Annotated in this window: 25 protein-coding genes; 12 read left to right on the forward strand and 13 right to left on the reverse strand. The window is 59.0% G+C overall.

Annotated features, from left to right (window positions below):
• Positions 1-161: 161 nt before the first annotated feature.
• Positions 162-1094 (reverse strand): DMT family transporter, encoded by a 933-nt coding sequence (locus tag ASD46_RS18000; RefSeq protein ID WP_025594031.1) that lies wholly within the window; start codon positions 1092-1094, stop codon positions 162-164.
• A gap of 197 nt (positions 1095-1291) precedes the next feature.
• Here ASD46_RS18000 and gcvA point away from each other — a divergent pair, with 197 nt between their 5' ends.
• From gcvA to ASD46_RS18015, 3 genes are read left to right on the forward strand one after another with little or no spacing between them, the layout of a single operon-like run.
• Complete coding sequence (gene gcvA / locus ASD46_RS18005) at positions 1292-2194, forward strand: transcriptional regulator GcvA (protein ID WP_060642551.1); 903 nt, start codon at positions 1292-1294, stop codon at positions 2192-2194.
• Between the two features lie 43 nt (positions 2195-2237).
• Positions 2238-2846 (forward strand): 3'-5' exonuclease, encoded by a 609-nt coding sequence (locus tag ASD46_RS18010; RefSeq protein ID WP_013636498.1) that lies wholly within the window; start codon positions 2238-2240, stop codon positions 2844-2846.
• Positions 2847-2892: 46 nt separating this feature from the next.
• Positions 2893-3384, forward strand: coding sequence for a CreA family protein (locus tag ASD46_RS18015; protein ID WP_003513184.1), 492 nt, complete (start codon positions 2893-2895; stop codon positions 3382-3384).
• A gap of 213 nt (positions 3385-3597) precedes the next feature.
• Here ASD46_RS18015 and ASD46_RS18020 read toward each other — a convergent pair whose 3' ends face one another.
• Positions 3598-4065 carry a chemotaxis protein CheW gene (locus tag ASD46_RS18020; protein ID WP_003513183.1) on the reverse strand — a complete coding sequence of 156 codons (468 nt, stop codon included), beginning with the start codon at positions 4063-4065 and terminating at the stop codon, positions 3598-3600.
• Between the two features lie 85 nt (positions 4066-4150).
• Here ASD46_RS18020 and ASD46_RS18025 point away from each other — a divergent pair, with 85 nt between their 5' ends.
• From ASD46_RS18025 to ASD46_RS18035, 3 genes are all read left to right on the forward strand, one after another.
• The gene (locus ASD46_RS18025; RefSeq protein WP_236742452.1) at positions 4151-4447 is read left to right on the forward strand and encodes a hypothetical protein; all 297 of its coding nucleotides are present in this window, start codon (positions 4151-4153) and stop codon (positions 4445-4447) included.
• 143 nt (positions 4448-4590) lie between these two features.
• Entirely contained in the window at positions 4591-5190 is a 600-nt protein-coding gene (sco, locus tag ASD46_RS18030) for a cytochrome oxidase assembly protein Sco (protein WP_003513179.1), read from the forward strand.
• A gap of 95 nt (positions 5191-5285) precedes the next feature.
• On the forward strand, positions 5286-6164 hold the full coding sequence (locus ASD46_RS18035) for a 50S ribosomal protein L11 methyltransferase (RefSeq protein WP_025594029.1): 879 nt from the start codon (positions 5286-5288) through the stop codon (positions 6162-6164).
• 150 nt (positions 6165-6314) lie between these two features.
• Here the strand turns inward: ASD46_RS18035 and ASD46_RS27490 are convergent, their stop codons facing one another.
• Positions 6315-6488 carry a hypothetical protein gene (locus tag ASD46_RS27490; protein WP_003513176.1) on the reverse strand — a complete coding sequence of 58 codons (174 nt, stop codon included), beginning with the start codon at positions 6486-6488 and terminating at the stop codon, positions 6315-6317.
• A 338-nt stretch (positions 6489-6826) separates the two neighbouring features.
• On the opposite strand from ASD46_RS27490, the gene ASD46_RS18045 reads away from it, so the two are divergent.
• Positions 6827-8668: an aminopeptidase P family protein gene (locus ASD46_RS18045; protein ID WP_035198587.1), complete on the forward strand. Its 1842-nt coding sequence runs from the start codon at positions 6827-6829 to the stop codon at positions 8666-8668.
• Here the strand turns inward: ASD46_RS18045 and ASD46_RS18050 are convergent.
• Both ASD46_RS18050 and ASD46_RS18055 read right to left on the reverse strand, forming a co-directional pair.
• Positions 8665-8979, reverse strand: a complete 315-nt coding sequence (locus tag ASD46_RS18050) for an AzlD family protein (protein ID WP_025594027.1) — start codon at positions 8977-8979, stop codon at positions 8665-8667. The two genes, ASD46_RS18045 and ASD46_RS18050, sit on opposite strands and share 4 nt — an antisense overlap.
• Positions 8976-9695 carry an AzlC family ABC transporter permease gene (locus ASD46_RS18055; RefSeq protein WP_025594025.1) on the reverse strand — a complete coding sequence of 240 codons (720 nt, stop codon included), beginning with the start codon at positions 9693-9695 and terminating at the stop codon, positions 8976-8978. The genes ASD46_RS18050 and ASD46_RS18055 overlap by 4 nt, the downstream gene beginning before the upstream one ends.
• Positions 9696-9876: 181 nt before the next feature.
• Here ASD46_RS18055 and ASD46_RS18060 point away from each other — a divergent pair, with 181 nt between their 5' ends.
• A complete protein-coding gene (locus ASD46_RS18060) occupies positions 9877-10113 on the forward strand; it encodes a DUF2164 domain-containing protein (RefSeq protein WP_025594024.1) in 237 nt (78 codons plus the stop codon).
• A gap of 7 nt (positions 10114-10120) precedes the next feature.
• Here ASD46_RS18060 and pncA read toward each other — a convergent pair whose 3' ends face one another.
• Entirely contained in the window at positions 10121-10747 is a 627-nt protein-coding gene (pncA, locus tag ASD46_RS18065) for a bifunctional nicotinamidase/pyrazinamidase (RefSeq protein WP_013636493.1), read from the reverse strand.
• 455 nt (positions 10748-11202) lie between these two features.
• Between pncA and ASD46_RS18070 the strand changes: the two genes are divergently transcribed.
• Positions 11203-12489, forward strand: a complete 1287-nt coding sequence (locus tag ASD46_RS18070) for a DUF2778 domain-containing protein (RefSeq protein WP_025594022.1) — start codon at positions 11203-11205, stop codon at positions 12487-12489.
• Positions 12490-12541: 52 nt separating this feature from the next.
• On the opposite strand, the gene ASD46_RS18075 is transcribed toward ASD46_RS18070, so the two are convergent.
• The 4 genes from ASD46_RS18075 to ASD46_RS18090 form a co-directional block, all read right to left on the reverse strand.
• Positions 12542-12967 carry a DMT family transporter gene (locus ASD46_RS18075; RefSeq protein WP_003513163.1) on the reverse strand — a complete coding sequence of 142 codons (426 nt, stop codon included), beginning with the start codon at positions 12965-12967 and terminating at the stop codon, positions 12542-12544.
• Complete coding sequence (locus ASD46_RS18080; RefSeq protein ID WP_003513161.1) at positions 12964-13446, reverse strand: DMT family transporter; 483 nt, start codon at positions 13444-13446, stop codon at positions 12964-12966. The genes ASD46_RS18075 and ASD46_RS18080 overlap by 4 nt, the downstream gene beginning before the upstream one ends.
• Positions 13447-13556: 110 nt before the next feature.
• Positions 13557-14387: an alpha/beta fold hydrolase gene (locus ASD46_RS18085; RefSeq protein WP_025594021.1), complete on the reverse strand. Its 831-nt coding sequence runs from the start codon at positions 14385-14387 to the stop codon at positions 13557-13559.
• Complete coding sequence (locus ASD46_RS18090; protein WP_025594019.1) at positions 14384-15322, reverse strand: choline ABC transporter substrate-binding protein; 939 nt, start codon at positions 15320-15322, stop codon at positions 14384-14386. Before ASD46_RS18090 ends, ASD46_RS18085 begins: the two co-directional genes overlap by 4 nt.
• A 101-nt stretch (positions 15323-15423) precedes the next feature.
• Between ASD46_RS18090 and betI the strand changes: the two genes are divergently transcribed.
• Positions 15424-16020: a choline-responsive transcriptional repressor BetI gene (gene betI, locus ASD46_RS18095; RefSeq protein WP_013636490.1), complete on the forward strand. Its 597-nt coding sequence runs from the start codon at positions 15424-15426 to the stop codon at positions 16018-16020.
• 163 nt (positions 16021-16183) lie between these two features.
• Here betI and ASD46_RS18100 read toward each other — a convergent pair whose 3' ends face one another.
• From ASD46_RS18100 to ASD46_RS18110, 3 genes are all read right to left on the reverse strand, one after another.
• Entirely contained in the window at positions 16184-16996 is an 813-nt protein-coding gene (locus ASD46_RS18100; protein WP_025594018.1) for a glycosyltransferase family 25 protein, read from the reverse strand.
• Between the two features lie 103 nt (positions 16997-17099).
• Positions 17100-19574: an ATP-dependent helicase gene (locus ASD46_RS18105; protein WP_025594016.1), complete on the reverse strand. Its 2475-nt coding sequence runs from the start codon at positions 19572-19574 to the stop codon at positions 17100-17102.
• 101 nt (positions 19575-19675) lie between these two features.
• Positions 19676-20086: a carboxymuconolactone decarboxylase family protein gene (locus ASD46_RS18110; protein WP_060642552.1), complete on the reverse strand. Its 411-nt coding sequence runs from the start codon at positions 20084-20086 to the stop codon at positions 19676-19678.
• A gap of 225 nt (positions 20087-20311) precedes the next feature.
• Between ASD46_RS18110 and ASD46_RS18115 the strand changes: the two genes are divergently transcribed.
• On the forward strand, positions 20312-21478 hold the full coding sequence (locus ASD46_RS18115) for an efflux RND transporter periplasmic adaptor subunit (protein WP_013636486.1): 1167 nt from the start codon (positions 20312-20314) through the stop codon (positions 21476-21478).
• The gene (locus tag ASD46_RS18120) at positions 21475-24624 is read left to right on the forward strand and encodes an efflux RND transporter permease subunit (protein ID WP_013636485.1); all 3150 of its coding nucleotides are present in this window, start codon (positions 21475-21477) and stop codon (positions 24622-24624) included. Before ASD46_RS18115 ends, ASD46_RS18120 begins: the two co-directional genes overlap by 4 nt.
• Positions 24625-24718: the final 94 nt, after the last annotated feature.

A 24718-nucleotide genomic window follows, 5' to 3' on the forward strand; every position in this document is an offset into this window, starting at 1 on the left:
GCAGGCGTGACACCCCTGCTCTTATCGGCAGGGGTGGATGTTGATCGCTCAGTGCGCGGACATGCCTTTCCCTGCCGGTTGACCGGTCATCGTCATATGGCGGGTGGTCGTCGTTTTGATAGCGATCATGATGGCGAGAATGCTTTTACGAACTGTCACTGTCAAGCGGGTGCCTTGCGCAGGAAATCTCTTAGTTTTGCCGGCAGCCTGCCGTCAATCGCGGCAAGGCCGGCGGCAATCATCGCCATTCCAGCGAAGTGCTTGATTTCCAGCTGTTCTCCGAGAATGAGCGAACCGAGAAGGATGGCGCTGACGGGAATGAGGAAGGTGACGAGCGCGAGATTGGTGGCGCCGGCAGTTGCAAGGATGCGAAAGAAGATGAGGTAGGCCAGGGCCGTGGACAAGAGCGCGATACCAATGAGTGCGCCCCAGGTGCCGAGGCTCGGCATGGCAAGCGTCCAAGGCTTGTCAATGAGGAGCGCGGCGGGGATCAGCATCAGTGTCGACGACGATATCTGGCCGGTGGCGGTCATCAGTGGCGGCACGCCCATGGCCTTGAAGCGGCGGCCGAATATGCCCGCGAAAGAATAGGAGATAGCTGCGCCGAGAATGGCAATCTGGCCCCAGAGACCGGAGATCGCACCGCCAAAGGCTGCCGGGCCGATCATCGTCGCCACGCCGGCAAAACCGATGAGAACACCCGCCAGCTTGTTGCCGGTCATCTTCTCGTCGGCTGTGAGGAAATGGGCGACGATGACGGTAAAGAGCGGCGTCGTCGCATTGAGGATCGAGGCTAACCCGCTGGCAATATGGGTCTGGCCCCAGACGATCAGGCAGAAGGGAATGATGTTGTTGAGGAGGCCCATGCCGAAAAAGGCGCGCCATACGGCCCATTGCCGTGGCAGATGAAGGCCCATGATGCGGCAGACGATCAGCAGTGCCGTGGCAGCGAGGCTGACACGGAGCGTGACGATGGTGACGGGCGGCAGTTCCTTGACGGCAATGCCGATGAAAAAGAACGATCCGCCCCACAGCAGCGAGAGCGCCACAAGCATCCCCCATTCGCTGGCATCCATCTGTTTTTGTATTGCCACCTTCGTCTCTCCCACCGCTGGAAAATTGAAATAGTCACAGAGAACGCCACGTTCAGCCACCCGATATCGGTTGAGTTTATCTCAATCAGTCGTCTGGCAATCTTGGTTCCGTCCGCGCCCGTTGCATCTATTTACTCCTCATATTATGCTGTTTTCAAACGATAGTTTCTCGTCGGATAATTGAGCTCAGCTAAACCATGGTTGCAGAACTCCCTTCCTTGAAAGGATTGCAGGCCTTTGAGGCTGCGGCGCGCTACCGCAGTGTCACGCTTGCCTCCAACGAGTTGAACGTCACCCCCGGCGCGGTCAGCCTGCAAATCCGGGAGCTGGAAGCCCGCCTTGGCGTGCAGCTGTTTGTCCGCAAGCCGCGCAGCATCCAGCTGACGAGGGAAGGGGAGCGGTATTACGGTTCCCTTCGCACCGCATTCCGAATGATGCGCGAGGCGACGGCGGAACTGACGGCGCGATCAGAGATTACGGTCTTGACGTTAAGCTGCACGCCAACTTTTGCGGTGCAATGGCTGATGCCGAGATTGCCCGGCTTTCAGCAACAACATCCGCAAGTGGATGTTCGTATCAGCGTGACGAACCGGCTGGTGGATTTCTCAAGGGACGATGTCGATCTGGCCGTGCGTCACGGTTTTGGTCGCTATGAAGGGCTGGAAAGCATCCGATTCATAGACGACAGCACCTTGCCGGTCTGCTCACCACAACTTTTTGAAAAATATGGCCCGCTTCGGGTGGCCGGTGATCTGCAATGCGTGCCGCTTCTGCACGATGAAAACCGCAACGAGTGGCGGCGCTGGCTGGAAACGGCGGGCGCTACAGAGGTCGATGCTTCCGGGGGCACCGTGTTCATCGACAGCAACGGCGCGCTGGACGCGGCCAAGGCCGGGCATGGTGTTGCGCTGACGCGGCGATCGCTTGTTTCCCGCGAACTTGCCGAGGGAGCGCTGATAGCTCCCTTCGGCACGGACATTGCAAGCACGCTTGCCTATTTCCTGGTTTATCCGCGGCGCATGCTTGATAATCCCGATCTTGTGAGGTTGCTTGACTGGATGCTTGCGGAAGCGGGATCTACCGAAGCCGGTTCTCTTTGACGCCAATCCGGTCTATGCCGGAATGAAACAACGGGAATCACTCTTGAAAACCATCGCCATCGATTTCGAGACCGCCAATGAGGAACGGGGTAGCGCCTGCTCCATCGGGCTTGCGTGGATAGAAGACGGTGAGATCGTTCGCGTCGAGGAACGGCTCATCCGGCCGAAGGACATGCGGTTCTCGCCCTTCAATATTGCCGTGCACGGTATTCGCCCTGCCGATGTAGAGGATGCGCCGGAATTCCCTGATGTGATGGAAGAATTTATCGACGATTTCCACGGCGCCACGATGATTGCCCACAATGCCGCCTTCGATTTCAGCGTCATGCGGGCATCCTTCGACAAATACCGGCAGTCCTATCCTGATCTTTCCTATCTGTGCAGCGTCAAGATTGCCCGCCATGTCTGGCCGCAGCTGGCGTCGCACAAGCTGAATGTGATTGCCCATCACCTCCAGCTGCGTTTCGTGCACCATAACGCCGCCGAAGATGCCGTCGTCTGCGCTGCGGCATCGATTGCGGCGGCCAGGGCGTTGCGCGTTGACCATATCCGCGACCTGCCGGAAAAGATCGGCATGGTTGCCGGCCGTCTCACTTCCACGGGCTATCAGCCTTGCAGCATGAAAAAACGTGTTGTCTCGCGGGTTGCGTAACCGTTCCCCACACCTATGTCTGAAGTAGCATAACGGAGAACATGCGATGACGATGAAAACGCTCTCGGGTTTGTTTGCAGGCTTTCTGGTGTTGTTTCCGGTGACGGTTGCGCATTCGGAGGTCGTCGGTAAGGTCGGTGTCGATTGGATCGGCAACGATATCGTCATCGAGGCTATTGCCGATCCCAAGATCAAGGGCGTGACCTGCCATGTCACTTATTTCGATCGTGGCGTCATCGATCGGCTGAAGAATGGCAATTGGTTTGAGGACCCTTCCAACAACGCCATTTCGTGCAGCCAGACGGGACCGGTCGAAATCGGCGACATCGATCTGTCGAAGGGCGGCGAAGAGGTGTTCCGGCAGGGCATGTCGCTGGTGTGGAAGAAGCTGGTCGTCAGTCGCGTTTACGACAAGGCGAATGACACGCTGATCTATCTGGTCCATGCGCGCGAGCTGAAGGATGGCTCGGCCAAGATGGCGATTTCGACGGTGCCTCTCTATAACCAGCAGGTGACGTGGGAAAAGGGCAAGCCTTGAGGCTTTGCCCTTGGCACTGCTGACACCGTAATTCACCCGCGACGTCATCCTCGGACCTGTCCCGAGGATACAATCACGTATCTCAAAATCGATAGGTTGTAGATGCTCGGAACAGGCCCGAGCATGACGGAGGAGAGGTTTCCGACCCTGCCGTGCCCCTCAGGGCAAGCTGTGGAACCTGCGCGTTATATTATCAAAACCTCACCGGCTCTATTAAGCCGCTTCGCGCGCCAGCTCGTCGGCAATCACGGTGTCGAGGTTGAGGAAGCACACCATGCTCTTTTCCAGCGCCACGATGCCGCGGCAGAAGTTGCGCTGTTCTTCGGGAATGATGTCGGGCGCGGGCTGCAGGTCTTCGGAGCGGATGGTCATCATGTCGGAAACCTGTTCCACCAGAAGTCCGACCAGCTTGCCGCCGATATCGGTGACGATGATGGCGGAGCGCTCGGAGGGTTCGGTCATTTTCATGCCGAGGCGGCCTGCCATGTCGATGACGGGGATGACGGCGCCGCGCAGGTTGATGAGGCCGAGAACATAAGGCGGCGTGTGCGGCATCGGGGTAACCGGCGCCCAGCCGCGGATTTCGCGGATCGCCATGATGTCGATGCAGAATTCCTGACCGCCGAGATGGAAGGAAACGATTTCGAGATATGCGCCGGATTGCTTGATGGCGTTGGACATGACGGCAGGTTTCCTCTGGCGGCTCTTAGGCAGGCCCATGCATGATTGAGCTTTATGCGGTGGCCGGAGTGGACCGGGAGACATCATGTCGGAACTTAAAAACCGCTATGGCCATATTGCACAGCAAGATTTTAAACTTTCCCTAACAATTGGCGGTGCCGCGCTCGCAAAACCCAGTATTTTGGCGGTTTTCGTGCTGGTGCAAACAGGTTATAACAGACGCATGAACGCAATCGTTGCCAATCCGCTGAAGTTTATTCTTGCAAGCCTTGCGGTAGCGGCCTCGCTTGCCGTCGTGCTTCTCGCCTTCGATGGCTGGGTGCGACACGGCACGGATATTTTCCTCTCCGCCGTGCAAAGCGGCATCGCCTGGTGTCTGTAATCTGCCGTCCCGTCCCGGCTTTGTGACAAATCAGCGCGGTTTACGCAAATACGCCCAGTTGATTTGCCGTCGCCACCGCTGTTCGTTATCAGACGGTGGAGGCCCACGTCATGCGGCCGGCCTTCGGGGGTAGGATTAGGACAATGAGAAATATTCGCATCGTATTGTGGGCCGTGGTGGTCGTTCTTGTCGGTGTCGTCAGCTGGTTGACGCTCGAAATGACGAAGACCCGTGAGGAAATGGTGGAAACGGCCTATGGCGTGCCGTTCGAACTCACGGCGCAGAACGGTCAGCCGATCACCGAAAAGGCGTTTCAGGGCAAGCCCACAGCGCTCTTTTTCGGTTTCACCCATTGCCCGGAAGTCTGCCCAACGACGTTGTTCGAGCTGAACGGCTGGATGGAGAAGGTAGACCCGGCCGGCGACAAGCTGCAGGCTTATTTCGTGTCCGTAGACCCCGAGCGCGATACGCCTGAGCTCATGCAGCAATATGTCTCCAACGTCTCGAAGCGGATCACCGGAATCACCGGTCCGGCCGACAAGATTGCCGAAACGCTGAAAGGCTATCGCATCTATGCCAAGAAGGTGCCGGTCGATGACAAGGATCCGAATGGTGACTACACCATGGATCACACGGCTTCCGTCATCCTGCTTGACGCCAATGGTCGTTTTTCCGGCACCATCGCCTATGGCGAGAACCCCGATGTTGCCGAGCAGAAGCTCCAGAATCTGCTGAAGGGTTGAACGAGACGGCATAATTGTGCCTGGCTTATTGGACTGGCGGAGGTTTTGTGGCAAATGCAAGCCTTAAGAACCTTAGCTAGAGAAAGCAGCCTGCCGTGAGCGAAATCCGACTTTACGTCACCACGACCGAAATCAAGGCCGGTGAAATCCTCGATCTCATGTCGGACTATTTCGGCGAGGAGGATGTCGCGATCGCCACCACCGAGGTGGATGAGAAACGCGACATCTGGGAAGCTTCGGTTTACCTGATGGCCGAGCAGGAAGACGAATTCCGCGAGCGCATCGACACCTTGCTGGCACCGGCCTTTCCTGGCCTCGCCATCGAAAAGGAGATCGTTCCCGACATCGACTGGATCGCCAAGTCGCTCGAGGGGCTGAAACCGGTACGGGCAGGGCGCTTCATCGTTCACGGCGCGCATGATCGCGATAAGATCAAGCCCAACGATCTGGCCATCGAGATAGAGGCTGGTCAGGCTTTCGGCACTGGCCATCATGGCACGACAGCGGGCTGCCTTGAGGTGATCGAGGATGTTCTGCGGGCGCGGACCGTGCGCAATGCGCTCGATCTCGGCACCGGCAGCGGTGTATTGGCAATTGCCGTGCGCAAGATGCGCCATATTCCGGTACTCGCAACGGACATTGATCCCATCGCGGTGCGCGTTGCCAGGGAGAATGTGCGGCTGAACGGCATCGTCTCCGGGCTGGCGCTTGAAACCGCTCCGGGTTTCCACTCCGACGCTTTCCGCAAATACGGCCCGTTCGATCTCATCATCGCCAATATTCTGGCGCGGCCGCTCATCAAGATGGCGCCGCAGCTTGTCACGCATCTGGCGCCCGGCGGCACCGTCATCCTGTCGGGAATTCTCGCATCGCAGCGCTGGAAGGTGCTTGCGGCCTATAATGGCGCGCGGCTCTCCCACGTCCGCACCATCTGGCGCAATGGCTGGGTCACGCTGCATCTGCGCAAGGACTGACGCTTCAGCAGCATCCGTTTCCGGACAAAGAAAAGGCGGCGCTTTCGCGCCGCCTGAAAACCCGCGAGCATATTGGAGGAGAATCGCTCAAGCGGGTCGACGTATTCCTGTTCCTGCGCGGTGGAGGGAGGATCGCCGCGCCCGAAGTGATCAGAATACGTAGCTGGACTTTGCGGTGCGGCGAAGTTCGGCGCGGTTCATGCCGAGCGCTTCGAGCGACTTGTCGTCGAGGTTGAGCAGGGCTGCGTTGACATGACGGCTGACCTGACGCTCGCGTGCTTCAATGACGCGATCGAAAGCGGTGCGGAGGAAAGATTTTGCCATTGCTTCAAATCCTTGTTTGCCAGGAGAGTGTGTCTCTCGCTGTGTTGGCTTGAAGATAAGCGATGTGTTTTTGTTTGGTTAGGGGTCCTGCCTCAAGGTAGGTATGCGTTTTTCACATGTCTGCGGCTTTTCAATATTACTTATTTAGGGAAAATTGCTCAATTTAGCGGCGTCTTTTCTCGGCCCTTGGGGTAAATGGCAGCGCACGTGCCTGTCGTAATGGTTGATGGCACATATGGCTTGAAACCGGGTTTGCCGGCATGGCATTGTCGTTGCGCGCCAATGATTTGACGGCGTTATCGACCAGCTTTCCTCATGACAGTTCCCGAAAGATGCCCATGTTCCAGACCTTTGAAAACAAATCCGCGCCGCAATTCGGCAAGGCCCGCGTCGAGGCGCTGCGTGCCAGTTTCGACGCCCTTGGTATCGATGGTTTCCTGGTGCCGCGTGCCGATGAATATCAGGGCGAATATGTACCTGAATCATCTGAGCGTCTGTCATGGCTGACCGGATTTACCGGCTCTGCGGGCATTGCGCTGGTAACGCGCGCAGAGGCGGTGGTGTTTGTCGATGGTCGCTATACCACGCAGTTGAAGTCGCAGGTCGATCAATCGGTGTTCAGCGGTGGTGATCTGGTCGGTGCCCCGCCTTCCGTCTGGTTGTCGGAGCACGGGGCTGCGGGCTTTCGGCTCGGGATCGATCCATGGCTGCATACCGGCGCTGAATTGAAGCGGTTGGAAAAGGCGCTTGCGGGGAAGGGCGGTTCCGTCGTCCTGCTCGAAAACAACCCACTCGATGCCCTGTGGCACGACCGCCCGTCCGAACCGCTGGAGCCTGTCGTCATTCAGCCGGAAGCCTTCACCGGCAAGCTGGCGAAGGAAAAGATCGCCTCGCTGGCGGAGACGGTGTCTACCAAGGGAGCCGATGCCCTGCTGGTGACAGATCCGTCTTCCATTGCCTGGATTTTCAATATTCGCGGCAACGATGTGCCGCACACGCCGCATCCGCTTGCCCGCGCCATCATCTATGCGGATGGCAAGGCTGATATTTTTCTCGACAAACGCAAGACCGGTATCGAGGCCGAGGCCTATCTGGCACAGCTGGCGACGCAATTGCCGCCATCGAATATCGCCGATCGTCTGCACGCCATTGCCAGCGCCAAGGGCCGCGTCATGGTGGACGCCGATCTGACGCCTGTGGCGCTGACAGGGGCGATTACAGCGGCGGGTGGCACCTTGATCGAGGAGGCCGATCCCGTCCGCTTGCCGCGCGCGTGCAAGAACGCGGCGGAGCTTGCCGGCTCGGCAGCGGCACATGTGCAGGACGGCGCGGCTATGGTTGAATATCTGTGCTGGCTGGATCGTCAGCAACCGGGCAGCGTTACCGAAATCGCGGCCGTGAAGGCGCTGGAGGCTGCGCGCGCCAAGGTGGGGCAGTCTCTCCAGAATCCTCTAAAGGACGTGTCTTTCGATACGATTTCAGGCGCTGGCGAACATGCCGCCATCATCCATTATCGCGTCACCACCGATACGGACCGGACACTTGGCGATGGTGAGATGTTCCTCGTCGATTCCGGCGCGCAATATGTCAACGGCACCACTGACATCACCCGCACCGTGGCAATCGGCAATGTGCCGGAAGATCAGCGGCGTTTCTTCACGCTGGTGCTGAAGGGCGTGATCGCCATCAGCGACGCACGGTTTCCCAAGGGAACGCGCGGTTGCGATCTCGATCCCCTGGCGCGTATCGCGTTGTGGAAGGCCGGTGCAGATTATGCTCATGGCACCGGCCACGGCGTCGGCTCCTATCTTTCGGTGCATGAGGGGCCGCAGCGTATTTCTCGGCTTTCGACGCAGGAACTTCTGCCGGGCATGATTCTGTCGAATGAGCCCGGTTATTACCGCCCCGGCGCTTTTGGCATCCGCATCGAAAACCTGATCTATGTGCGCGAGGCGGCGGAAGTCGCGGGCGGCGATCAGCCGATGTTGTCCTTTGAGACCCTGACCTGGTGCCCTATCGATCGCAGGCTGGTCGTCACGGCACTTTTGACCGACGACGAACTGGACTGGCTGAATGCCTATCACGCCGGCGTTCTGGAAAAGCTCTCGCCTTTGATCGCGGATGAAGAGGTGAAGGCGTGGCTTGTTGCGGCCACGCAGCCTCTGGCGCGGAACGCTTAAAGGATAGAAAAGTGCCTGATGGCGATAACGATCGCCCAGCCAATGGTCAGCATCGTCAGGCCGGGGAAACGCAGGCAGACCAGAAGAGCGGCCACCATCGCGATCTTCACCTCGTATCCGCCTTCAAAAAAGGCGGGTGCGACAAGGGTCGTCAAAACCGCTACGGGAACGGCGTTCAATCCCGCCTCCATGCGCGGCGGGATTGATTTCATCCGCGTCATCAGAACATAACCGCCGATGCGGGTAAGATAGGTGGCGACGGTGGCGAGCGCGATCAGGATCAGCGTGTCGGCGTGCAGCAGATCGCTCATGGCGTTTCCACCTTGCTTTCAGAATTGGCCTCGCCGGTTGGTTTCGGCGGATAGACGACTGCGACGAGAATGCCGGCAAGCGCGCCGAGGCTGACATGCCAGGGCGAGCCGACGATGTGATAGGCAACGGTTGCGCCAAGAGCGCTTGCCAGCATCACCGGGTAAAAATTCTCCCGCTGGCGGAAGCTCAAAACCATGCCCATGAAATAGATCGGCAAAAGGACATCAAGGCCGATGGCTTTCGGGTCGCCGACGAGATTGCCGAGCGATGCGCCGACAATGGTCATCACCAGCCACAGAATATAGATCGGCGTGGCGAAGCCCATGTACCAGGCGAAACCGACCACGCCGGTGTTTTCGTATTTCCTGACCGACTCGGCGAATTGTGGATCCACCAGCACGAAGAACCCGATGGCCTTTTGCAGGAAAGTCCAGTTGGTGATCATTCTGGCAATGGCGGCCGAATAGAGAATATGGCGAAAATTGACGGCAAACACCGATAGAACGATCAGCCAGGGGGCTACTTTCTGGCCGAATAATTCGATGCCGACCAGCTGGCTGGCACCGGCATAGACGGTGCCGCTCATGATCGTCGCTTCGGCGACGCTCAGCCCGTTATCGACCGCGACCGCGCCGAACAGCGCGCCAAAGGGAGCGGCGGAAAGGGCTATCGGAAAGCCGCTTTTGAGGCCTTCGCGGAAATCTGCATTAGACATTGTTCAGGAACTCCTTGCCCGCCGCTCTATCGCCGTCCCGGCCGGCTGGCAAACAAATTGCATGAATGGATCGATTGATTCCCTTGAAGCTTCCGTTACGGTAACGCCGATACGCGACGTCGGACGGAAGGCCTCACCCGGTTTTTGCTCCCCGCCCAAACGATTGAATAATGGAGGATCAATGCTGGAGAAGCAGGAAAGGGCAGTGCTGGCCGCGCGTGTTCGGGAGTATCTGGCCCGGGAGACCGAAACCGAGATCGGCTTGCTGCAGGCGGAAATCTTCGTCGACTTTCTGGCCGAAGAAGTCGGATATGTCTTTTACAATCAGGGGCTCAAGGATGCGCACGCCGCGATCCTGCGGCGTCTGGAGGATGCGGCAGGCGATATCGACGTGCTGGAGAAGCCGAGGCTGCGATGACCGGCCCTCAGTCGCGTAAAATGTCGCGGCTTTTGAGGATGGTGGCGCCTTTTTCCCGCATGGCCGCAATCGACGCCTGTATACCTTGGGGATCGATGCCGCGGCTGGCATCCTCGATGAAACGGACCTTGACGCCAGGCAGCATGTCGAGGGCATCGAGCACCGAGAAACTGACGCAATAATCGGTGGCGAGCCCGCATATGTCGAGCTGGGTTACGCCTTGGCGCGTCAGATAATCGGCAAGACCTGTCGTTGCCCCCTGATCGTTGTCGCGAAAGGCGGAATAGCTGTCGACGGCGGGATTTTCGCCTTTCTGCTGGATATAGTCGAAAGCCTCCGTCTTGAGGTCGGGATGGAATTCCGCATCCGGCGTGCCCTGCACGCAATGGTCCGGCCACATCATCTGCGGTTTGCCGGAGAGTTCACCCATATCGAACGGCTTCTTGCCGACATGCTGCGAGGCAAAGCTGCCGTGATTTTCCGGGTGCCAATCCTGCGAGGCGACGATCAGATCGTAACCGCCATTGTCGATCAGGGCATTGGCGACGGGCACGATCCGGTCGCCATCGGCGACAGCCAGATTACCGCCCGGACAAAAGCCGTTCTGGATATCGATGAGCAGCAGCGCCTTCATGATTTGCCTCCCTTATTTCCGGCAGGATGCCAAGCCGGCAGCAATGGATCAAGTGCCCTTACCAGCTTTGTATGTGCTTGACGGCTGATGGCATAGATTTGCTCCGTCGCAGTCCTGCCGCATTTACAGCAAATTTCCGGCAAAGTCGGAATTTACCTGACGATGCGGCGACGTAAACTTTAAAGGCCGATGACGCCCTGCGGGGCATTTTCCGGGAAAAGGCGATGCAGATGCATGCCCAGCCCGCGCAAGTCATTGTTTTGCCTTCGCCCGATAATGCGCAGACCTTAACGAATTATTTTTGCAGGGACTCGTAAACACTTTGGTTACCATAATTCGTCATGCTTCGAACCAGTCAGTTCCGAAATCGGCCGGGTGTCCACCCGCTGTTCGGATGCCCCAAAATCCCTCCGGCTTTGCCCGGGTGTGCGTGAACGGTTCGAGTAACGAGTATCATGGCGTATTCTGCTGCGGCTTATAATGGCGCCGGTCTTGCCGGTTCGTCTTGCCTCAAGAGAGGCAAATCCTTTTCTCTTGGCCGAATGTCCGCTCTGCTTGGCGGTGGTGCCTTTGCCGGTCTGTTCGCCTTCGCTGCCTTCGCCTCGCTTCACACGATGGCGGCCGCATCGCATGGTGTTGGGCAATTTGAGAAGACGCTGGTGGCGAGGCTGGAGTCTGGCGAGGCTGCGATTTCCGGCGCAGCCGCACGCGATATCCACGTCCGCAAATTTTCCCGTCTGAGCGACCACAGCCATGGCCCGCAGAAGGCGGTTCGCCTTGCCGGCATCATGCCCGAAATCGGCGAGAAGGAGTTCCGCGAGCGTTTTGGCGCGGCTGCGAACGCGAAGGGGCAGGCGACAGTCAAGGAACTTGCACCGCTGCGCCCCTCCGCCATTGTCGATTCGGCGCTTGGACGCACCACAGAGGTCGCCTATCAGAGCGCCGCATCGCAACATCCGGCATTTGAAGTGGCATTAGGGCGCCCGCAGATCGAGGAAGAGGCGAGCAGCCTTCTTCCGGACGACGTCCCTTTGCCAAGCTTCCGGCCCGAGGTTGCGGCTGCCGAAACGGTGGAGCCATCACCCCGCCCCGCCGTTCTAGCGAAGACCGATGAACACCCGGCAGCCGTTGCTTCCGCACCTGCTTTCGATGCGCCGGTGCCTGCGCGTGCACCCCAGCAGCCGCGGCAGGGCACGGCCGGCATGCTCGCCTTTGCAAAACCTGATAATCCGGTGCGTGAGCCGAGCAAGATGGATGCGGTTCCGTGGCCGGATCGCGGCAACGGCACGGCGATCTACGATATTTCCTCCGGCCTGGTTCATATGCCGAACGGCGAAAAGCTCGAGGCACATTCGGGCATCGGCAAGATGCGCGACAACCCGGACTATGTTCATGTGAGAATGCGCGGCTCGACGCCGCCCTCCAGCTATCGTCTGACGATGCGCGAGGCGCGGTTCCATGGCGTCGAAGCAATCCGTCTGACGCCGGAAAATGGCGTCAATCCGCATGGCCGCGACGGTCTTCTCGCCCACACCTACATGCTGGCGAAACGTGGTGAATCGAATGGCTGCGTTGTGTTCCGGGATTACTCCCGGTTCCTTGCGGCCTTCAAACGCGGTGAAGTCAAACGCATGGTCGTGGTGCCGAAGCTGAATGGTGGTCGCCCGACGCTCGCAAGCAGCGGTGGCAAGAGTGGCGGCAAGACCCTGCTCAGCATGTTCTCACGCGATAGCGATACCTGATTTACGCTTCCGCGGACGTAAAACCGCTGCACATTTTTACCGGAGAAATGCCTTAGCGGCCGCGTCGCTGGGTCAGCACCATGCCGGCGAGAATCAGCAGAATGCCGAGTGCGCTCGCCCAGAGTTTCGGCGGCTGATCGCTGAAAAAGTCGAGCACGACGCTTGAGACCATCTGGCCGCTGATGACGAGAAGTGCGGTATTGACCGCGCCGATGCGGGGGATGAGCCAGCTTCCCGAGGCGATGAAGACAACACCGATGGGGCCACCGATAAAGGCAAGCCACGGCGCGTCGGCCGCGCCCGGCGGAATGAGGCCGCCGACGATGAGGCCGATGACGGTCAATACCCCGAAACCGACGATATGGTTCCAGAACGAGGCGATCAGCGGTGAGTTCGACAGGCTGAGGCGGCCGTTGACCTGACGGCTCAGTGCCACAAAGACGCCGCCGGTAAACGCCATGGCTATCCAGACGATCATGCCGTTCTCCCGACAAGGATAATAAGTGCGCTGCCACAGAGAATCAGCGCCACCGCCGCCATGTCACGCAAATCCGGCCGCCGTTTGGGCAGGCCAAACAGGCCGAAGAAATCGGCCAGAAGGCTGAAAATCACCTGTCCGCCCAACCCGAGCGCGATGGTGCCGGAGAGGGCAAGCGGCGAATTGACGGCGGTGGAGGTGAGGATGACGATGGCCGCACCAATCACCCCACCGCAATAGGCCCAGAGCGGCGCCTTCGGTTTGGCTAGCGCACCCGCCTCCGTCTTCGGGCGCATGATCGCGAGATAGATCAGCGCCGCCACCGTGCCGGTGCCGTGTGCAGTCCAGGAGGAGAAAAGCGCGTTACCGTAGTGCGCAAGCTGGCCGTTGAAATGAACCATCAATGTCAGAAGACAACCGCTTGCGAAGGCGGCGGCAAGGTGCAACGGGTTCAGGCGGGGATGGGTCGTTTCTGTCATGGCCAGCCAAAATATGATTATTCAGCGAAGCGTTACAACATCGGCACCTGAATCGAAATCGATTTGTCAGTTGTTTCCAGAAACATGTGCAACCAGCGCACTCTACCTTCTTACTTAGCGCAGTCTGACATAACATCTGCGAAAAAATCGACGATCAGCGTGGATACGCCCTTCGGGTTTTCCCAATGCGGATTGTGGCCATGCCCATCGAGCGTAACGGTTTGAGCATCGGGAAAGGCGGCGGCCAATTTTCGACGATGCGACGCGCCGAAAAGGGGGTCTTCGAAACCGGCGAGGCACAGTACCGGTTTTTTTATTCTGGACGCGCTGTGATGCAGGTTTGTATCCGCAAAGCGCTCAACGACGCCATGCCAGATGGCAGCCGGCATGTTGGCGGCATCCTGTTTCATTTTCGACAAAAAATCATCGTCGACTGGCTGACTGCACGAATACCAGCCGCGCAGAAAGCCGCTATTGGGTCCGATCGGGTCCCGAAGTGCGAGAATATCTCTGGTCAACTGGCTTTCCGCGCCAAAATCCGGCTCAAGCGTTGCCGAGATTAGGGCAAGAGCCCGGATCGTGTCGCCTCGCCGGGCGGCAAGTTCGATAGTGGTCATCGCACCCATGGAGTGGCCGAGCAGAAACAGCCGTGAAATACCCAGGAGCGTCAGAAACCGATCGACCGTTTCGGCGAAATCAGCGACATGGAGGCTCTGTCCCGCCGAGGAAACCCCGTGTCCGGGCAGGTCAGGGACGATGAGCCTGTATTCGCTGAAAAACGGCTCAAGCATGGAGAAGCTGCGGCTGGTGTCCGAAAAACCATGCAGCATCAGCAGGACTGGGCCCGGACCGCCGGTGTCGATGAAAGCCAGCTGGCGACCGCGGGGCAATTCTACATATTGCTTCCGCTTCTCCCAATCATCCTGCAATATTGCCGTCACAGGCCGATCCCCGCCTTCACGGCAGTGAGACCATCCTGCCCGTCGAACGTCGATACGCCCTTCAGCCAGGCGTCCAGTCGTTGCGGCTCATCCTTGATCGCCTGTCTTGCCGCGTCTTCCGGGGACATTCCACCGTTCATGATATAGTCCATGCCCTTGTTCTCGTACTCCACGTCGAATGCGAGATTGTCGAGCAGCTTCGCCACATTCGGGCATTCCTGCAGGTAGCCTTTGCGTACCTGCGTATCGACTGTGGCAGCGCCGAAGTCGGGCCCGTAAAATTTATCGCCGCCCGTCAGGTACTTGATGTCGAATTTGCTGTTCATCGGGTGCGGCGCCCACCCCTGGAAAACAATGAAGGACTTGTTGCGGGCGAAACGGGTTACCTGCGAAAGCATGCCCTGTTCGCTGGATTCGACCACTTCCCAATTGTGCAGTCCCAGTGCCGGATCGTTGACGGCATCCAGCATCAATTGGTTGGAGCCCGGTTCGATGCCGTAGAGCTTGCTGTCGAACTTGTCCGCGAATTTTTGCAGGTCGGAGAAATCCCTGACGCCGGCATCCCAAACGTAGGTCGGAACCGCGAAAGTGTATTTGGCGCCTAAAAGATTGGTTCGGACTTTTTCGACCGATCCGTCTTCCTTGTAAGGCTTGTAGTAGTTCACCATTGCCGGGTTCCAATAGCCCAGAAAGACGTCGAGATCCTTGCTCTTCAGGCTCGTGTAGATGACGTCGATCCCAAGAAGCTGGCTTTGCGGCTCATATCCCAGTGATTTCAACAGCGACATGGCGATGCCGGTAGTGAAAGCAAGATCGTTCCAGCCGGGTTCGGCTAGTCGCACAACCTTGCAAGTTTCAGCATCCGATGCGAGCGCGGAAGTGCCGACGGTCGTCAAAACCATCGCGGCCGAAAAAACACATGCCCATTTTTTCATTGTTCCACCTTTTTTGTCTATTGGGTCATTAGATTGACCGGTGGGACAATAATTGATCTTTACGGAAAATTTGTCAATATTGCTCACGCAAGGAGACAAAGATGCGACTGACCAAGATAAGCGATATTCGCCGGGCGGAGCTGAGGCGGGCTGCATTCGAAGTTCTTCAGCGTGAGGGAATGGCGGGTGCCACGCTTGAAAGGGTGGCGGCACAGGCAGGCGCCTCGAAAGGCATCGTGCTGCATTATTTCGCCAACAAGCAGGAACTGTTCGAGCACGCGATGCGTGAAGCCAATGTGAAGCTGAAGGAGGCCGTGGTGGCGCGCCTCAATCGGGCGGTCAGTCCGCGTGAACGGCTCGATGCGATTATCGAGGCGAATTTCGACGAGAGCTTCTTTCAGCCCTCGATCTGCCACGCCTGGCTGTCGCTTTGCGCCGAGGTTCCGCGCGAGCCGCAGCTCGCCAGGATTCAGAAAGTGATCCATGCGCGGATGCGCTCCAATCTTTTGTCGGCTTTGGTGCATCTCGTGCCGAGGCAAGACTGCGCAACTGTCGCGCTTGGGATCACTTCGCTTATCGACGGCCTCTGGTTGCGCTCAGGATTGCAGTCCGGTGGTTTGACGCGCGACGAGGCAATGGAGCAGATGCGGGATTACCTGTCTTACAGGTTACCGCAGGCAAAAGCTGGCAATCCGTAGGGAACCAGTACGCGCGCTTCGCATTATTCCACCATGAAGAAAACGACGCGCAAACCCTTGAACCGGATGACGATTTTCGTCATTTCGATTTTCACTCTCGCAGCTGTGATCGCGGCGGTCTATCTGGTTGGGTTCACGCCCGGCGAAGTGTAGGCCAGCGCAGTCAATTGCCGGTGGGAACGGTCTTGCCCTTGCCGCGCTCCGGCGCAACGGTCAGCTTGGCAACGGCAAACCGGAGGCTGCGCATGAGGAAACGGCTGGTTTCCAGAAAAGCGCGGTAGGGCAGCACGGTGAAGTAGCGCCAGCGGGGCAGACGGTATATCCGCAGATTGTTCTGGATCTGGCTTTCCCCGTCCGCATCCTGCGTGGCGCAGAGTGGGTAAATGAAGGCTGCCTTCAGGCCAGCGAGATATTCCAGGTCGAAGGCAATATCGTAGGCAAGCCGCATGGGGATCAGCTTCGAGATCCATTTGCCGGCGCGGCGGTTGACGAGATATGCGCCCGAACCCTTTTCCCGCGTCAACGCAATTGCGAGTGAGCGCCCGCCAACGAGCTTGCGGAACGGAAACTTACGACCGTTGCTGACCGTGGTCAGCCGAAGCAGATCCCAGTCGCTCCCGTTCACTATCGCCTCGTCGATCGCTTCCAGGAAATCCTTTTCGAAGACGACATCGTCTTCAAGAATGAGCGCGATATCGGCATCGCTGCTTATGAACCTGTTGGCACAGGCGACATGGCTGAGATAGCAGCCGATTTCCGGCGGCGAGGTGCGGCGGCCATGCATGAGCATGTAGGAAAGCTCGCTGAATTCCGGGATAGGATAATTCAGTTCACGGCCATTGACGCCCGGGACCCGCTCTGCCGTCATGCCGATGGCGTCGAGGCGTGCGTTCATGTCCTCGAGGCGCTTGGTGGCGCTGTCCATATTGATCAGGAAAACGGCAAGCTTGCGCCCGCTTTTCGGTAAAATATGCAAAGCAGTCCTCGCCCGGTTTCTGCACCCTGTTGCAACTCCTTTATTGCAACGGCGTGACGCGGGCTACGGAAAAAGCTGCGTTCATGCACTCATAGTTGCCGAATCAAACCTTTTCCACAAATCCATCCAGCACACGCTTTTGTCCGGCGCGGTCAAAATCGATGGTCAATTTGTTACCCTCGATGGCGGAGATGTTGCCATTGCCGAATTTGATATGGAAAACGCGGTCTCCGACCACGAATTTCGACGGTGTGTCGGCAACCGATTTGGCCACCAGTTCGCCGTCGATCGTGCGGGCGCGGGGCCCGCTTTCGCCATAACCAATCCGCTCGACCGCATGGCCGGAGCGTGTGCCCCAGTTATCGCGGGTCGCGTCGGACTTGTTGGCCTGGGCACGTTTCCAGCCGGGGGTGGAGTAGTTGTTGGCGAAGGGCTCCGCCTTGTCGAAACGGGACTGGCCATAACCGCCGCGTCCGCCGTAACCACCGTAATTGCTGTCGGATGCCGCGACATCCACGTGCGCTGGCGGCAGTTCATCGAGAAAACGCGAGGGCAGGGTGGATTGCCACAGACCATGGATACGCCGGTTCGATACGAACCAGATATGGCATAGCTTCTTGGCGCGGGTGATGCCGACATAGGCTAGACGACGTTCTTCCTCCAGACCGGAGCGGCCGCCTTCGTCCAGCGCCCGCTGGTGCGGGAACAGACCTTCTTCCCAACCGGGAAGGAAGACGGTGTCGAATTCCAGCCCCTTGGCGGAATGCAGCGTCATGATGGAGACGGCATCGAGATTTTCGTTCTGCTCGGCATCCATGACGAGCGCGACATGCTCGAGGAAACCGCGCAGGCTCTCGAAGGCCTCCATCGAGCGGATGAGTTCCTTCAGGTTTTCCAGTCGGCCGGGCGCTTCCGCCGTCTTGTCGGCCTGCCACATGGCAGTATAGCCGCTTTCGTCCAGGATCTGCTCGGCAAGCGTGGTGTGTTCGGTGTTTTCCAGAAGCCCCTGCCAGCGGCGGAAATCCTGCACCACGTCGAACAGCGCCTTGCGCGCTTTCGGTTTCAGCTCGTCGGTCTCGATGATGTCGGTCGCTGCCGCCAGCATCGGAATGTCGCGCGCGCGGGCGTAATCATGCAGATTGCGGATGGTCGTGTCGCCCAGGCCGCGCTTGGGGGTGTTGACAATGCGCTCGAAGGCCAGATCGTCGGCCGGCTGGCAGACAAGGCGAAAATAGGCCATGGCATCGCGGATTTCGAGACGCTCGTAGAAGCGCGGACCGCCGATGACGCGGTAATTGAGGCCAAGCGTGACGAAACGGTCTTCGAACTCGCGCATCTGGAAGGAGGCGCGAACGAGAATGGCCATGTCGTTCAGCTTGTGGTTCTTGCGCTGAAGCTGCTCGATTTCTTCACCGACGGCGCGGGCTTCCTCTTCGGAATCCCAGGCCGCATGCACCACGACCTTCTCATCGTCGGGGCTGCTGCGCTCGGTGAACAGGGTCTTGCCGAGACGCCCTTCATTATGGGCGATCAGATGGCCGGCGGTGCCGAGAATATGCTCGGTGGAGCGGTAGTTGCGCTCCAGCTTGATGACCTTGGCACCGGGAAAATCCTTGTCGAAGCGCAGGATGTTGTCCACTTCGGCGCCGCGCCAGCCATAGATCGACTGGTCGTCGTCGCCGACGCAGCAGACGTTTTGCGGCTCGCCTTTGGGGCGCTGGGCAAGAAGCCTGAGCCACATATATTGCGCCGTATTGGTGTCCTGATACTCGTCCACCAGAATGTAGCGGAATTTCTGGTGGTACTCCTTCAGAATATCGGGATTGCGACGGAAGATGCTGATGGGGTGCAGCAGAAGATCGCCGAAATCGCAGGCGTTCAGCGTTTTCAGCCGGTTCTGATAGGCCGTGTAAAGTTCGCGGCCCTTGCCATTGGCAAAGGCGCGGGAATCGCCCTCGGGAATATCCGGCGGCGTCAGCCCCTTGTTCTTCCAGCCGTCAATCATGCCGGCGAATTGTTTGGCCGGCCAGCGCTTGTCATCAAGACCTTCGGCCTGGATAAGCTGTTTGATCAGCCGCACCACATCGTCGGTGTCGAGAATGGTGAAATCAGACTTCAGGCCGATGAGTTCGGCATGGCGACGCAAGAGCTTGACACCGATGGAGTGGAAGGTGCCGAGCCAGGGCATGCCCTCAACCGCGCCGCCGACCAGAACGCCAATACGTTCCTTCATCTCGCGCGCGGCCTTGTTGGTGAAGGTCACGGCCAGAATCTGGCTGGGATAGGCGCGTCCGGTCGCCAGAATATGGGCGATGCGGGTGGTGAGAACGCGGGTCTTGCCGGTGCCGGCGCCCGCAAGCACCAGAACCGCGCCGTCCAGTGTCTCCACGGCTTCGCGCTGTTCCGGGTTAAGACCGGACAGATAGTCGGGCGTGGGCCGGGCCTGATCGCGTGCCGCCATGGCGCGCGCGGCAATGCCAAGCCCGCCGGCGTTGCCTGCATCGGCATTGTTCGTCGCCTTGCGCGGCGCCTCAGGTTCTTCGTCGAAGAACGGCATATCGTCAAAACTGTTGCTCATGCGGCCCAATGTAGTGATTCGGGATATAAAGGCTAGAACCGTGTTCTGCTTTTATTCCGGTATCATCCGTCAAAACGCCTATTCCAAGACGTTTTTTCGTCTCAGGCCCGCCTGTCGGCATCAAAAGCCGCGTCCACCGGCAATTGCAGCGCCACGGCCAGTTGGTTGGCCTTGGCGGCAACGGCGATGACCCGCATGAGATCGGCATGCTGTTCGCCCGTCATGCCCTTGGCTTTTGCAGCCGCGGTATGGGAGTGGGCGCAGTAGGAGCAGCCATTGGTGACGGAAACGGCGATATAAAGCATTTCCTTCACCAGCGGATCGAGCGCTGAAGGTGTGGCCATCACCGCCTTGACCTCGGCCCAGGTCTTTTCCAGAAGATCGGGGTCGAAGGCGAGGTAGAGCCACATATTGTTGATGAAATCCGATTTCCGCGTTGTGCGGATATCGTCGAACACAGCCTTGACGCGCGGGTTTGCTTCAGGATTTTCGGCTTTCGTTACGGTGCTCATGCATTCCTCCGGTCATGGCTATTTCAGCTGCAGATTACCGGATTGGCGAATGTTTGCGACAGAAATGGCCGTCAGTGCGCTTTCGACGACAATTCATCACAAATTACAATTATGTAAGGAACGGATTTGTGCGTTGCCTTCGTTAAGGCATGCGGGAATACTTCTACCGTTCCGAAAAGCTCTTTTCGGGGCGGGTTTATGCTGTGCGGATAATCGGAGAATTGTATGCGGGTGTGGAAACAGGTGGGTGTCTGTCTTGCTGTGGCGGGAGCAGGACTCTGTCTTTGGGGGCTTTATTCACCCGAAGCGCGGAATCTGCTCGCGGGTATCGGCATCGGCAAAACACCTGTTGGCGCGGTCGAGGTTGCCGCATCCGGTGCCAGAACACCCGGTTCGTCATCCGGCCAAAATGCCGGCGCCGCACGCCGCGATGGCAATGCGACCCTGGTGGCGATGGCCCCGGTCAAGCAGGGCACGGTCAATGACAGGCTGAACGCCATCGGCAGTGGCGAGGCCATCCAGTCGGTCGTCGTCATGCCGCAGACATCAGGCACGCTTTCGGAAATCCGCATTTCATCCGGCGCCCGCGTCGTAAAGGGGCAGGTGCTCGCGCGGCTCGATGACGAGGAGCAGGTGATCGAGCGGGACAAGGCGCAGGTTGCGCTACGCAGCGCCGTCGAAAAATCGAGTTCCTACAGTAACCTGAAATCCGTATCCCGCCTTGATGTGCTGGATGCGCAGATTGCCGAGGAAGCCGCCAAGCTTGCACTGAGCACCGCCGAGCTGAACCTCAGGCGCCGCGACATCGTCGCACCGATTGAGGGTGTTGTCGGGATCGTGGCCGCCAATATCGGCGACAATGTCACCACGCAATCAACGATCGTCGGCATTGATGACCGTTCTCAAATTCTGGTCAATTTCTGGGCGCCGGAACGGTTCGTCACTGCAATTACCGTCGGAATGCCTGTAGAGGCCACCTCGATTTCACGCCCCGGCGAGACGTTCAAGGGTGAGGTCGAGGCCGTCGACAACCGTGTCGACGCCGCAAGCCGTACCATCCGCATCCGGGCACGGTTTGCTAACGACAAGGATGAGCTTCGGGCCGGTATGTCCTTCGGCGTTACCATGCGTTTTGCCGGAGAGACCTATGCCTCCGTCGATCCGCTGGCCGTGCAGTGGGATGCCGAAGGTTCCTATGTCTGGCGCGTGACCGACAATAAATCGGCCAAGGTGCGTGTGCAGATCGTGCAGCGTAACCCCGACGCCGTTCTCGTGAAAGCGGAACTGGCGGAAGGCGATCAGGTCGTGACCGAAGGATTGCAGCGGGTGCGGGAAGGTGGTGCCGTCCGTGTCGCAAGCCAGCCGAAGCCCGAGGAGGTTGCTAGCCAATGACGACTCAGTCGCCTTCGGGTCAGGATTCCAAGCTCGCCTTCACCGCACTGTTCGTTCGCCGGCCCATTCTGGCAGCGGTTCTCAATACGTTGCTTGTGGTTGCCGGCCTTGCCGCGCTGGTTGGCGTTGAGGTGCGCGAGTTGCCGGATGTGGACCGGCCGTCCATCAGCGTCAGGACAACCTATGAAGGCGCGGCGCCCGAAACCATCGATCAGGAAGTGACGCAGACCATCGAGGGAGCTGTTGCGCGCGTCAGTGGCGTCAAATCCATCTCCTCCAATTCGCAATTCGGCACCAGCCGCGTAACGATGGAATTCGGCGACAATGTCGATATGGCCGTCGCCGCAAATGATGTGCGCGATGCCATTGGCCGCGTAACCAACCAGTTGCCTGATGATGCTGACGAGCCGCAGATCATCAAGGCGGATTCCGACAGCCAGCCGATCATGCGTCTTGCCGTCACTTCGTCCACGCTCAGCATGGAAGATCTGACCAAGCTGGTGGATGACGAAGTCATCGACCGCCTTGCCGCCGTCGATGGCGTGGCGGATGTGGAGCTTTACGGCGATCAGGAAAAAGTCTTCCGCGTCGATCTCAATCAGGCCGCACTTGCCAGCCGTGGTCTGACGGTGACGGATATTTCCACCGCGCTGGCCAGTGCCGCGCTTGATGTGCCGGCGGGATCGCTGAAAAGTTCGACGCAGGACATCGTCGTGCGCGCGACCGCGAGCCTCACGAAGCCTGAGGATTTTTCCAACCTTCTGATCAAGGACAATATCCGCCTGCGCGATGTGGCAACCGTGATGCTGGGTGCGGATGACGAATCCACCTCGCTGCGGTCCAATGGTGTGCAGGGCGTGGGTCTCGGCGTCATCCGGCAGGCGCAGTCCAATACGCTCAATATCTCCACCGGCGTGAAGGCTGCCGTCGAGGCCATGTCGGCCAACCTGCCGCAGGGTACGCGCATCGTGGTGACCAGTGACGACGCCGTCTTCATTGAAGGCGCGTTGCACGAGGTGGAACTGGCGCTTGGTCTTTCCGCGCTCATCGTGGTTGTGGTGCTCTACCTGTTCCTGCGTGACTGGCGGGCAACCCTCATTCCGGCGATCACCATGCCGGTGGCTTTGATCGGCACGATCATCGCCATCTACATGGTCGGATTCTCGATCAACATCCTTACGCTGCTCGCCATCGTTCTGGCGACGGGTCTGGTGGTCGATGATGCGATCGTGGTGCTGGAAAATATCGTGCGCCGCCGTGCGGAGGGCATGGGGCCGCGCGCTGCCGCTGTTCTCGGTACGCAGGAAGTGTTCTTCGCGGTGATTGCGACGACGGCGACGCTTGCCGCAGTGTTCATTCCGCTCTCCTTCCTGCCGGGCCAGCTGGGTGGCCTTTTCCGTGAATTCGGTTTCGTTCTCGCCTTCGCTGTCGGTCTTTCCTCCATCGTGGCCCTGACGCTTTGTCCGATGCTCGCTTCGCGGATGCTGAAAGACGGATTGAAGGAACCCACGGGACCGCTGGCGTGGTTCGGCAATGTCTTTGCCTCCACCTACAAGAAGACGCTTTCCGCCTGCCTCAACAACCCGCTCATCGTCATCATCGTTGCGCTCGTCTTTTCGGGCCTGTCTTGGATTGCCTTCGGCATGATCCAGAACGAACTGACGCCGCGCGAGGACCGCGCCTCGGTGATGATGCGTGTGACGGCGCCGCAGGGTGTCAGCCTCGACTATACGCGCGACCAGTTGCAGCGGATCGAGGAAAATCTCCAGCCGCTGCGCGACAGTGGCGAAATCCGCAATATTTACTCCATCACCGGTATGAACGGTTCCTCCAACACCGGTTTTCTGGTGCTGACGCTGGCGCCGTGGGCTGATCGCGACCGCACGCAGAACCAGATTGCCGCCGATGTTACCGCTGCCGCCAACAAGGTGCCGGCGCTGCGCGGTAACGCCATGCAGCCGAACAGCCTGCGCATTCGCGGTGCGGGCAACGGCCTGCAGATGGCAATGGTCGGCAGCAACTATCAGGCACTGACGGCTGCAACGCAGAAACTACTGCTTTCCATGGAGGAAAGCGGCCTGTTCGAAACGCCGCGTTTGGACAACGAGCCCAACCAGGCGCAGCTATCCGTCTCCATCGACCGTGAGCGCGCCTCCGATCTCGGCATTGATATCACCGGCCTGTCACGCGCCATGCAATCGCTGCTGGAAGGACGTTCGGTTGTCGACGTCTTCGTGGATGGGGATGCAATCCCGGTCCGGCTGCTGTCCTCCACCCGGCCGATCAACGACCCGACCGATCTGGAAAACGTCTTCCTGAAAACGGGTGACGGCAAGATCGTGCCGATATCGGTCATTGCCACCCTGAAGGAAAATGCGGTGGCGCCGCAGCTGAACCGCGAGCAGCAGCTTCCCTCCGTCGGCTTTACCGCCAATCTCAAGGACGGCGTTTCGCTCGGTCAGGCTTTGGAAAAGGTGAACGAGCTCTCACAATCCCTCCTGCCGCCCGGCGCCCGCCTTCTGCCGCTCGGCGAGGCGGCGACGCTTGAGGAGAATTCGAGCGGCATGCTGCTGACCTTCGGTTTCGCCATCGCCATCATCTTCCTGGTCCTGGCCGCGCAGTTCGAAAGTGTCCTGAGTTCGATCATCATCATGTCGACGGTGCCGCTCGGTCTTGCCTGCGCCGTCATCGCGCTGCTCGTCACCGGATCGAGCCTCAACGTTTATAGCCAGATCGGCCTTGTGCTTCTGGTGGGCGTGATGGCGAAGAACGGTATCCTCATCGTGGAATTCGCCAACCATCTGCGTGACCAGGGCGCCACCGTGCGCGAGGCCATCGAAAAAGCCACCAGCATCCGCCTGCGCCCGGTGATGATGACAATGATCGCGACCATTTTGGGCGGCGTGCCGCTGGTGCTGGCACAGGGAGCAGGGGCGGAAGCACGCATCGCGCTCGGCTGGGTCATCGTTGGCGGTCTGGGTTTTGCGACGCTGGTGACGCTTTACATCACCCCGGTCTCCTACCTGCTGATTGCCCGTTTCGCCAAACCGCAAGCCGATGAGGAAATCCGCCTCCACCGCGAACTGGAACTTGCCGCGCGTCGGAAGGCGCTGGAGGAGGACAAGCAGCTGCTTGCGGCGGAATAAACGGTCCTCGCCAAGTGTGTCCCGCGCAATCGCGATGCTGGACAAAGCCTTAACCTTATCCCATACCACGCAACGGAATTTCGTAACGGATCGA

The sequence above is a fragment of the Rhizobium sp. Root491 genome (genome assembly GCF_001427205.1).
Taxonomy (GTDB): domain Bacteria; phylum Pseudomonadota; class Alphaproteobacteria; order Rhizobiales; family Rhizobiaceae; genus Agrobacterium; species Agrobacterium tumefaciens.

Bases quoted from the DNA above. Each gene is read 5' to 3' on its own strand.
- gcvA (WP_060642551.1), top strand. From the start codon at position 1,292: ATGGTTGCAGAACTCCCTTCCTTGAAAGGATTGCAGGCCTTTGAGGCT.
- ASD46_RS18015 (WP_003513184.1), top strand. From the start codon at position 2,893: ATGACGATGAAAACGCTCTCGGGTTTGTTTGCAGGCTTTCTGGTGTTG.
- ASD46_RS18020 (WP_003513183.1), bottom strand. From the start codon at position 4,065: ATGTCCAACGCCATCAAGCAATCCGGCGCATATCTCGAAATCGTTTCC.
- ASD46_RS18025 (WP_236742452.1), top strand. From the start codon at position 4,151: ATGTCGGAACTTAAAAACCGCTATGGCCATATTGCACAGCAAGATTTT.
- sco (WP_003513179.1), top strand. From the start codon at position 4,591: ATGAGAAATATTCGCATCGTATTGTGGGCCGTGGTGGTCGTTCTTGTC.
- ASD46_RS27490 (WP_003513176.1), bottom strand. From the start codon at position 6,488: ATGGCAAAATCTTTCCTCCGCACCGCTTTCGATCGCGTCATTGAAGCA.
- ASD46_RS18045 (WP_035198587.1), top strand. From the start codon at position 6,827: ATGTTCCAGACCTTTGAAAACAAATCCGCGCCGCAATTCGGCAAGGCC.
- ASD46_RS18050 (WP_025594027.1), bottom strand. From the start codon at position 8,979: ATGAGCGATCTGCTGCACGCCGACACGCTGATCCTGATCGCGCTCGCC.
- ASD46_RS18055 (WP_025594025.1), bottom strand. From the start codon at position 9,695: ATGTCTAATGCAGATTTCCGCGAAGGCCTCAAAAGCGGCTTTCCGATA.
- ASD46_RS18060 (WP_025594024.1), top strand. From the start codon at position 9,877: ATGCTGGAGAAGCAGGAAAGGGCAGTGCTGGCCGCGCGTGTTCGGGAG.
- pncA (WP_013636493.1), bottom strand. From the start codon at position 10,747: ATGAAGGCGCTGCTGCTCATCGATATCCAGAACGGCTTTTGTCCGGGC.
- ASD46_RS18070 (WP_025594022.1), top strand. From the start codon at position 11,203: ATGGCGTATTCTGCTGCGGCTTATAATGGCGCCGGTCTTGCCGGTTCG.
- ASD46_RS18075 (WP_003513163.1), bottom strand. From the start codon at position 12,967: ATGATCGTCTGGATAGCCATGGCGTTTACCGGCGGCGTCTTTGTGGCA.
- ASD46_RS18080 (WP_003513161.1), bottom strand. From the start codon at position 13,446: ATGACAGAAACGACCCATCCCCGCCTGAACCCGTTGCACCTTGCCGCC.
- ASD46_RS18090 (WP_025594019.1), bottom strand. From the start codon at position 15,322: ATGAAAAAATGGGCATGTGTTTTTTCGGCCGCGATGGTTTTGACGACC.
- betI (WP_013636490.1), top strand. From the start codon at position 15,424: ATGCGACTGACCAAGATAAGCGATATTCGCCGGGCGGAGCTGAGGCGG.
- ASD46_RS18105 (WP_025594016.1), bottom strand. From the start codon at position 19,574: ATGAGCAACAGTTTTGACGATATGCCGTTCTTCGACGAAGAACCTGAG.
- ASD46_RS18110 (WP_060642552.1), bottom strand. From the start codon at position 20,086: ATGAGCACCGTAACGAAAGCCGAAAATCCTGAAGCAAACCCGCGCGTC.
- ASD46_RS18115 (WP_013636486.1), top strand. From the start codon at position 20,312: ATGCGGGTGTGGAAACAGGTGGGTGTCTGTCTTGCTGTGGCGGGAGCA.
- ASD46_RS18120 (WP_013636485.1), top strand. From the start codon at position 21,475: ATGACGACTCAGTCGCCTTCGGGTCAGGATTCCAAGCTCGCCTTCACC.